The organism is Candidatus Methylomirabilota bacterium (genome assembly GCA_036001065.1).
Classification (GTDB): Bacteria; Methylomirabilota; Methylomirabilia; order Rokubacteriales; family CSP1-6; genus MNEF01.
Map to the genome: position 1 here is coordinate 1 of DASYUQ010000208.1, position 8,741 is coordinate 8,741.

Genomic DNA, 8,741 nt, shown 5'->3' on the forward strand with positions numbered 1-8,741 from the left:
CTGCCGGCCGGTCTGCGGGAGCCGATCGGTCTCGCGTATCTCCTGGCCCGCGCCGCCGACACCGTCGCCGACACGCGCCTGATCGCGCGCGCCGAGCGCATCGCCCACCTCGAGACCCTCCGCCGCGCCGTCGCCGGGGCGGCGGCCGACGTCACCGTCGTCGCCCTCGCCGCCGCGCCTCATCAGCATGGCCCCGAGCGCCGGCTGCTCGAGCGCGTTGGGGAGGCGGTGGCGCGGCTGGAGCGCCTGCCGCCGGCGGACCGTGCGGCGGCGCGCTCCGTGCTGGCGACGCTGACCTCGGGCATGCTCTTCGATCTGACGCGTTTTCCGGGGGAGGACGCCGGGAGCCTGACGGCGCTGGAGACGCTCGCCGAGCTCGATCAGTACACGTATCTCGTGGCCGGCTGCGTCGGCCCGTTCTGGACCGCGCTCCACGTCGCCCACCGTCCGCGTCTCCAGGGCTGGAATCTCGAGGAGATGAGCGCGCGCGCCGTACGGTTCGGCAAGGCGCTCCAGATGACGAACGTACTGCGCGACGTGCCGGGCGACCTGAGGAACGGTCGGTGCTATCTCCCCGGACGTGAGCTGGCGGCGCTGGGACTGAAGCCCCGCGATCTCCTCGACCCGTCAGCCACGCCGCGGGTCCGCCCGCTGGTCCACCGGCTGCTCGCCGCCGCCCTGGAGCATTACGCGGCCGCCTGGCAGTACACGCTGGCCATCCCGCGTCTCGAGTGGCGGATGCGTCTGGCCTGTGCCTGGCCGTTGCTGATCGGCCTCGCCACGATCGAGAAGCTGGCCGCGCACTCCGACCCCCTAGCGGCGCCCGCGCCGATCAAGATTTCGCGCGCGCAGGTACGCGCGATCCTCGCCCGCTCGCTGGTCACGGTGTGGTCGAACGACGCGCTGGCGGCCGAGGCCGGGCGGCGGCGCCGACGCATCACCCTCTGAGCGCGGCGCGGCGACGCTCGGTGGCGCCGGGCGCGGAGCCACGCCGCGCTGCCACTGCGCCACAGTGACTTCTATAGCACGAAAATTCCCTCTTGCGCGCATGCGACACGATGCCGCACCGTAAGCAGCGTAGCCCATTCATCCCCAGCGGGAGGACACGATGGAGCGACCCTACGGCGACACGCAGTCCTGGATGCCGAGCACACCGCCCCCACCCCCCAGCCCCCCGCGGCCGAGCCCGCCGGTGATGCCTCCATCGAGGCCGAGCGTACCGGCGGCGCCGACGCCCGCGGCGCCGAAGGCGGCGACGCCCAAGCCAAAGCCCAAGCCCAGGGCGAAGCCCAAAGCGAAGCGGAAGGCCACGGGGAAGGCCAAGGCCCGCCGGAAGGCCAAGGGCAAGGCGAAAGCGCGGCGCCGCCGCTAATCGCGGACGGTGAGCTCCAGGAGGGTCTCAGGGTCGATCCGGGCCGCCCCCACCTGGGCCCCGAAGTGCAGATGCGGCCCCGTTGCGCGGCCGGTCGCCCCGACTGCCCCGATCGGCTGCCCGCGGCTGACACGCTCGCCCTCCGAGACCCTGACGTCGTCCAGGTGGAAGTAGAGCGTGTAGAGCCCCAGACCGTGGTCGAGCACGACCAGCCGCCCGGGGAAGAAGTAGTCGGCGACAAGCGCCACCCGCGCGTCGTTGGTCGCCACCACCGGGGTGCCGCGGGGCGCGGCATAGTCGATGCCGGCATGGGGTGACCGCGGCTGGCCGTTGATGATGCGGCGCGCCCCAAAGCCGCTGCCGGGTTCGGTGCCACCGACGGGGCGCGTAAACCGACCCCGCCAGAGCCGGTCCGGCGTCACCATGCGATACAGGGTGCGCAGGCGCTCTGCCTCGGTGACAGCTCGACGCTCGGTCTCGGGGTCTAGGTCCACCATCGGCCGGGGCAGGCTGAGCCGCTGCACGGGGAAGTCGCGCCGCTGCACGTGAATCCGGCCCTGGGCCGTCTGCGGCCCGACGCCGGGCCGGAGCACCGCCAGCCGCCAGGTGTGGGGACCCGGCTTCGTCTCGAGATCGAACCCCACCACCGCGGCGTGACCGCCCGCGTAGGGAAAGAAGCGCAGGGGGTGCCCACCGACCGATCCCTCGAGGGTGGCGTCATCCGGGGCGGTCTGGACGAAGACCCAGCCGACGTCGCCGATGCGCGGGCGCGCCGGCTGCCAGGTTACCTTAATGACGTGGGCGGCGGCGACCGCCGGGGCGAGGGCGCCGACCGCGAGGGGAAGGAGCGCGGCGAGGGCCGCGAGCGCGCGGGCGGCCGTCACTCCGGGCGCTGCTGGCGGAGGAACTGCTCGATCTCTTCGACCAGCTCCGAGGCGGGCGGCAGATCGCTCTCATCCCGACCCTGGGCGCCTTCCTCCTCGTCGGCCTCCCGCGCCTCGAGCTTGGCCACGTACTTGCGGATCTTCGCGTTCTGGGCGACGACCTCCGCCATGTTCTGGTCGAACTGCCGGCCCGCCTCTTCCAGATCGCTCAGGTCCGGGCTGGCCCCGAACAGGCCGAGCGCCCGCCGTACCAGCGCCAGCGACGCCTTGGGGTTTTCGATGCCGGAGATGTAGTGGGGGACGTTGGCCCAGAGGCTCGCCGTCTGCATGCCCCGCTCGCGGCAGATGGTGTTCAGCACGCCTACGATGCCCGTGGGGCCCTCATACCTGGTGGGCCGTATCCCGAGGAGGGCGGCCAACTCGGGGTCGGAGGCGCCACCGACGAGCCGGACGGGCTTCGTGTGCGCCACCTCGGCCAAGAGCGCGCCCAGGGTCAGCACCAGCCTCGCCTCGCACACCCGCGCCAGCCCGAGCACCGTGTCGCAGTACGCCTTCCACCTCAAGTGGGGCTCGGGGGCCACGCCCACGATCACGTCGCGCCCGAGCTCGGGCGACTGAGTGATCGAGAACTCCGTGGCCGGCCAGACGACCTCGCGCTCGACCTGCGAGCCTGCCTTGAAGCGCACGTACGGGCGCGTGAGCCCGAAGTGATAGAAGTCCTCGGGCTCGATCTCGGCGAACTTCTCGGCGTGAAACGACGCCGCCAGGTAGCGCGCCGCCGTCGTGGCCACCTCTGCCGCGTCGTTCCAGCCGGTGAAGGCCATGACCAGGATGGGACGGCGGAAGCTTCCCGGCATGGCGTGGATCTTCAGCGGGTCCATCGAGGCTCCTTGCCACAGGGAGTCTATCACGTCACTGGGCGCGGATTGACCGTTCCCGCGCCCGGCCGGCGGCCGGGGCGCCATCCGACCGGGTTCGCGTCGGGCGATCACCTGTTCGTCGGTCCTCAACCGAGAGGGCAAGAGCACGGAGGGCGCGGCGCGGTCAACGCCGGGTCATTTTGTCGCCATCCATGGCAATTGGCGGCGAGCGCCGCGCCCTCAACCGGGCAATATCGCGATACTCTGATTTGTGGCATTTTCTGTGCATTGTTGCGCGTTCATGAAGACCTACAGACTCCGCGCCGCCAAGAGTCTCTTCGCGCTGGTCGTGCTCCTCGGGCTCTGCGCCGCGCCCGTGGCCTGGGCGGCGCCCCCGGGCGACCGCATTCTCCCGGCCGACCAGTACACGTCGGACAAGGCGCGGCGGCTGGCCACGAGCCACGCGGTCGCGCTCAGCGCGCTGAACGCGACGGTCTACCACTGCCTGCCGTGGCTGGAGGTGCAGAAGCAGTCCATCGGCTTCTTCCGGCCCAAAGGCGCGACGCAGGACGACCGGTACCTCTCGATGCGCGTCTACATCGAGCAGGATCCGTCGCCGGAGTTCGCCAACCTCAAGGTGGAGCAGCGCGCCTCGGCGATGTTCTCCCGCTACGTCGGCCCGCTGCTGAGACGGATGGGCGCCGACAAGGCGCTGATGGCCGATGCGTCGCTCGACGGCTTCACGATCATTCTCGAGTGGCTCAAGCAGGGCGCACGCCCCGCCGCCGATCGTCCGGTCCACGAGACGATCGCGGTGTTCATCACGAAGTCGGCGACGGCGGACTATCTGGCCGGCCGGGCCTCCATCGGCCAGCTCGCGGACGGGGCGCGCGTGCTCGGCTGGGACGGCGAGATGGGATTGGGCCAGCTCAAGCTCACGGCCTGGGACGACAACTTCGTGTCCACCTACAAGGTCGCCAACTACGATATGGAGAAGGGCGTCACCTGCCCCCGCTAGGAGACTCGGAGGGGGGCTTCGCCCCCCTTCCGAAACCTCCCCCCAGGAATAGGTTGCGCCGGCAAAGCCGGCACTCGAACGGCGCTCACCTCAACTGCATGGTCCGCGTCAGGACACGGACCCCGTCGGCCAGCAGCGCCCTGTCCGGACGATGACGCGGCCCCGATGAGTCCGTCAACAACATTGCGCGTTCGAGCCGCTTCGGACCCGGGCGTCCCGCGAAAACAGGGGGCGAACGTCCTCACTTCCGCACCGGAAAGTAGCTAGCGTGGATGCGTGACCGCGTCTCGGATTTTCGCGGCGATCGCAGTCAGCTGACGCGCAGCCTCGCTGCCCGCGTGCGAGACGACGAAGGGATCGCCCCGATCCGTCGCCGCAGCGAGCGCCCGATCGAAGGGGACGCGTCCCAGCAGCGGGATCCCCGCCTCCTCGGCCAGGGCGGCGGCGTCGGGACCCGGGAAGAGCCCCGCCATGTTCTCCACGAGCCCGAGCACGGGCGCCTGCGCCTGGCGCGCCACTGTGATCGACTTCCTGACGACGAGCTGCGAGACATCCGAGGGGATGGTGACCATGATCGTTCCGGACAGCCTGGGCACCAGGGAAGCGACGGTGACCAGCCGGTCGGTGCCGGGCGGCAGGTCGATCACCAGCGCATCCAGCCCGCCCCAGTTGGTGTCGGCCAGGAACTCCCGCAGCGCCTGCGCCTCCATGCTGCCGCGCCAGGTGTGCGCCTCCTCCTGCGTGGGCGCCTGCCACGTGAGCGGGGTCGAGTCCGAGGCGAGCAGCAGGTCCATCGACATCACCTTGATGCCCAGCGCGGACACGGGGGGCTCGACGGCGTCGCCGGCCATCACCAGCCGGCGGCCGCGGACGCCGAGCATCTTGGCCATGGTGGGTCCGTTGAGGTCGGCGTCCAGCACGCCCACGCGCCAGCCGGCGGCGGCGAAGCAGCCGGCCAGGCTCGCGGTGAGCGTGGACTTGCCCACCCCACCCTTGCCCGAGACGACGGCCAGGATCGCGCGGACCCCGGCCAGGCGCTGGCGCAGCCGCTCCTGCTGGGCGGCGACCTGGCCGACGACGTTCGAGCCGCCATCACCCGCGACGTCCTTGTAGCGCTTCATTCCTCTCCCCAGGCCGCCAGCGCGACGCAGACGAGTGCCGCCACGGTCACGAAGAAGAACACCACGGCCCCGGCCTGGAACGTTACGACGCCACCCCAGGGCGCCGCCACCGACCCGCCACCGGAGCGCAGCGCGACCTCACCCACCTTCCAGGCCCGGAAGGCGAGGAAGAGGGCCAGGATCCGGGCGAAGTCCCGACGCGAGAGGATCCAGCGCTCGAACCATGCGCGCCGATGGCGCAGCAAGAAGGGGATCAGGAGGACGAGGACGAGCCCCAGGACGGCCCACAGGCCGAGGGAGGCCCTCCCCCCGGCCGCAGCGCCCCCGGCCACGCCGACGCCGTGAGCAATCAGGTAGAGACCGCCGACGAAGTAGACGATGCCGTAAGCGAAGTAGGCCCGCGCAGCGAGACGGAACCGATCGGTCCCGCTCATGCCTGCGGCCGGAAGCGACCACCCCAGCGCGCGCGCACGTCTGCGAGCAGCGCGGGCGTGATCAGGGTGTCGCCCCGTCTGCGCGCGTACGCCTCCACGGCCTTGACCACCATCCCGCGGGCGAAGGAGGGAATCGCCTGAAGACGGGCGCGGGCCGCCTCCTCCCAGGCCAGCTCGCAGGCGACCGGCAGGCCGAACGTGAGCGTGGCCGGCAGCTCGATGACCTTGCCGCCGAGAGCGCCGGGCTGGTACCCGCACGCGGGGTCCTCGGCCAGATAATCGCCGTAGGTCGCGTAGGCGCGACAGCGGCAGCCCCCGCAGATCTTGGAGAACTCGCAGACGCCGCAGCGCCCGCCCAGCTTCGGTTCCCGGAGATCGGCGAAGACGGAGGCCTCGCGCCAGAGGTCGGTGAAGGACTGGCGGCGGAGATTGCCGGCCGCCACAGGCATGTACGGGCACGGCGTCACGTCGCCTTCGGGCGTGATGCGGCAGTAGTACTTGCCGGCGGGACACGAGCCGTGGGCGTAGTTCCGGAGTAGCGGCGATTCGGGATTGCGCTGCCAGAGGATGCGGCGGAAGTGGGGCGCGCACTTGGCGCGGATCAAGAGGTCGTCGGCCCGCCCCACCGGCGCTGACCACGGATCGTCGAAGCTCGTCCGGGCCTTCGTCTCCTGGGCCTCGGCCAGGTACGTCAGGATCCGCTCGTAGGCCGCCGCGTCGATGTCGGTGAGGTCCCGGCCCCGCCCGGTGCGCACCAGGAAGAAGAAGTTGAGCACCTTGGCACCCAGCTCCCGGGCCAGGTCGATCATCGCCGGGACCTCGTTCACGTTCCAGTCGGTGACGGACATGTGCAGGGAGAAGTCGAGCCCCGCCTCCGCGAGGACCTTCGTCGCGCGGACCGCCCCCTGCCATGCCCCGGCCAGGTGGCGGAAGGCGTCGTGCCTGTCCGGATCGGTGGAGTCGAGGCTGATCGAAGCGCCCAGCACGCCGTGCCGGCGCATCAGCTGCGCTTGCCTCTCGCGGAGGAGAACCCCGTTGGTCCCCAGGACCGTCGTGAAGCGCTTCTCGGCGGCGTACCCGGCGATCTCCCAGATGTCCCGCCGCAGCAACGGCTCGCCGCCGGTGAGGATCAGGAAGACGTTGGGGTTGACGAGCGCGATCTCGTCGATGACCCGTCGGCACTCCTCGGTCGTCAGCTCGCCGCGCGGGTCGGCCCCGGCGAAGGCCGACAGGTAACAGTGCGCGCACTCCAGGTTGCACCGCTGCGTGAGGTTCCACGACACCGAATACGCGGTGTATTGATCACCCATGATGCAGTGAGCGAGGAGACCGCTCGGACGAGGACCGCCGGCGGCGGCGTGCTCGCCCGGTGGAGGCGGGGGGCCGGACGGGGGCCGCCGACCCGTTTCTTGGCGACCTGGACTGCGCCGCGCGCGTGGCATGGATCACGCCACGCGACCCTCGCCGCCGCCCTCGTGGTCGCCGGCCCCCGTCCGGCCCCCCGCCCCGAGCGCCCGTCATGCCGCTACCGAGGCTTCTTGTTCGAGACGTATCCCGCGATGACCTCGTTCATCGTCTGCCGCGCGTGGCCGATCCCCTCCTCGCAGGTCGCCAGGTCGATGGTAGCGACGCCCTTGTCGGTCGCCACCCGCTCGACCTCCTCGCGCGTCATGTCGCGCATGAAGCCGGCCGGCACCCGGTTGAGGCGGGCCGCCGCCTCCTCGGTCCAGGCGAACGCGCCGCCGGTGTCGGCCGCCGGCGCCGCGGCCGGCTCGAACTTCGTCTTGGCCAGCAGCGTGTCCCACCCGGCGCCCAGCTTCTCCCGGCCCACCGTCTCCTCGATCATGGGCAGGGCCAGTGCGCAGGTGATCACGGGGATCTTCTTCGACCGCGCGTACTTCTCGATCCGGGCCTTGGCCCGGCGGCGCAGGTAGGCGTCGGTCACCTCGCGGAGCGCGTCGCGGGCGTCGGCCGACCACTTCACCTGCACGCCCGGCATCGACTCCTCCTCCTCGATGCCGCCTTCCTGGGCCGCAATCGTCTCGACGACGTCGCGCGTGATCACCTGGAACTTGTCCGCCCCCGCCCGGCACACCGGGCACGCCACGACGGCGTTAGGCCCCTTGACGGTATAGCCGCAGATCGAACAGATGGCGGTGGCCGCCTGCTGCTCCTTGCGGAGGCTGGCGACGGCCAGGTCCTCGGCCATGATCTGCATCTTCTCGGCCATGCGCGTGGGCATGAAGATCGCCATCGCCTCGTCGATGACCTTGTTGGTGATGACCGTGTGGCCCTGCTCGATCGCATAGCGGAGGAGCGCGGTGCGCGCCACGCCCTTGACCTGGGGCGGCACGCGCGCCATCCGGGCCTCGGCCTCCTCCGTCCACGCGATGATCTCTTCGGCCTTCACGTCGAGCGGCGGGTAGAACTTGCCGCCCGTCAGCAGCACGTTGCCGGGGGCCAGCCGCAGGAGGTTCTCGGTGTTGGAGCCGAGGTCCACCTCGGTCTCGTCGGAGTGGACGCCGATGCGGCCGACGATGAGCAGCCATGGCTGCTCCTTGCGCGCGAAGGTGAGGATTTTTTCGAAACATTTCCCGTCGAGGAGAGTGATCGCCAGATCGACACCTTCGTCAGCGGCGAGCTTGCGGCCAATTTCCAGATGCGACTGGTAGATCTTGGCCAGCCCCGTATCGATGATCTCCTCGTGAAGCTGCTCCTGCTCCTTGAAGCGGAAGATTTTGGAGGCCTTCTCGTTCAGGACGCCGACGATGCTGTTGAACATGGCGTAATGGAGATAGGGGTCATAGACCGCGACGGCCTGCAGGGGCCGGCCCAGCGCCTTGGCCAGCGCGATGCCCAGCTGGAGGCCGTGGAAGGACTGGGGCGAGCCGTCGAGGCCGACGACGATGGCCCCCTGCTGGTCCCGCAGGGGATCGTGGTTGCGGACGACCAGGGTGTCGGTGGAGACCCGGCGCACGAAGCGCTCGGTCACCGACCCCAGCTGGCTGTCCTTGACGGCGCCCATGCCCAGGGCGCCCATCACGACGAGGTC

General features: G+C 70.7%; 9 protein-coding genes. 2 read left to right on the plus strand and 7 right to left on the minus strand.

The window, feature by feature from the left end; translation table 11 throughout:
* Positions 1 to 948: squalene/phytoene synthase family protein (locus VGV13_20035; protein HEV8643375.1), on the plus strand; the 948-nt coding region annotated here is incomplete at its 5' end.
* Between the two features lie 171 nt (positions 949 to 1,119).
* On the opposite strand, the gene VGV13_20040 is transcribed toward VGV13_20035, so the two are convergent.
* The 3 genes from VGV13_20040 to VGV13_20050 are packed head-to-tail and all read right to left on the minus strand — an operon-like array spanning position 1,120 to position 3,137.
* A complete protein-coding gene (locus VGV13_20040; GenBank protein ID HEV8643376.1) occupies positions 1,120 to 1,323 on the minus strand; it encodes a hypothetical protein in 204 nt (67 codons plus the stop codon).
* 45 nt (positions 1,324 to 1,368) lie between these two features.
* Positions 1,369 to 2,256 carry a M23 family metallopeptidase gene (locus tag VGV13_20045; GenBank protein ID HEV8643377.1) on the minus strand — a complete coding sequence of 296 codons (888 nt, stop codon included), beginning with the start codon at positions 2,254 to 2,256 and terminating at the stop codon, positions 1,369 to 1,371.
* A complete protein-coding gene (locus tag VGV13_20050; protein HEV8643378.1) occupies positions 2,253 to 3,137 on the minus strand; it encodes a PAC2 family protein in 885 nt (294 codons plus the stop codon). The genes VGV13_20045 and VGV13_20050 overlap by 4 nt, the downstream gene beginning before the upstream one ends.
* A 280-nt stretch (positions 3,138 to 3,417) precedes the next feature.
* Between VGV13_20050 and VGV13_20055 the strand changes: the two genes are divergently transcribed.
* Positions 3,418 to 4,134: a hypothetical protein gene (locus VGV13_20055; GenBank protein HEV8643379.1), complete on the plus strand. Its 717-nt coding sequence runs from the start codon at positions 3,418 to 3,420 to the stop codon at positions 4,132 to 4,134.
* A 263-nt stretch (positions 4,135 to 4,397) separates the two neighbouring features.
* Here the strand turns inward: VGV13_20055 and VGV13_20060 are convergent, their stop codons facing one another.
* The 4 genes from VGV13_20060 to VGV13_20075 form a co-directional block, all read right to left on the minus strand.
* Positions 4,398 to 5,255 carry a P-loop NTPase gene (locus VGV13_20060; GenBank protein ID HEV8643380.1) on the minus strand — a complete coding sequence of 286 codons (858 nt, stop codon included), beginning with the start codon at positions 5,253 to 5,255 and terminating at the stop codon, positions 4,398 to 4,400.
* Positions 5,252 to 5,689: a hypothetical protein gene (locus VGV13_20065; GenBank protein HEV8643381.1), complete on the minus strand. Its 438-nt coding sequence runs from the start codon at positions 5,687 to 5,689 to the stop codon at positions 5,252 to 5,254. The genes VGV13_20060 and VGV13_20065 overlap by 4 nt, the downstream gene beginning before the upstream one ends.
* The gene (locus tag VGV13_20070) at positions 5,686 to 6,999 is read right to left on the minus strand and encodes a radical SAM protein (protein ID HEV8643382.1); all 1,314 of its coding nucleotides are present in this window, start codon (positions 6,997 to 6,999) and stop codon (positions 5,686 to 5,688) included. The genes VGV13_20065 and VGV13_20070 overlap by 4 nt, the downstream gene beginning before the upstream one ends.
* 215 nt (positions 7,000 to 7,214) lie before the next feature.
* On the minus strand, positions 7,215 to 8,741 hold a 1,527-nt coding region (locus VGV13_20075; GenBank protein ID HEV8643383.1), incomplete at its 5' end, for a universal stress protein.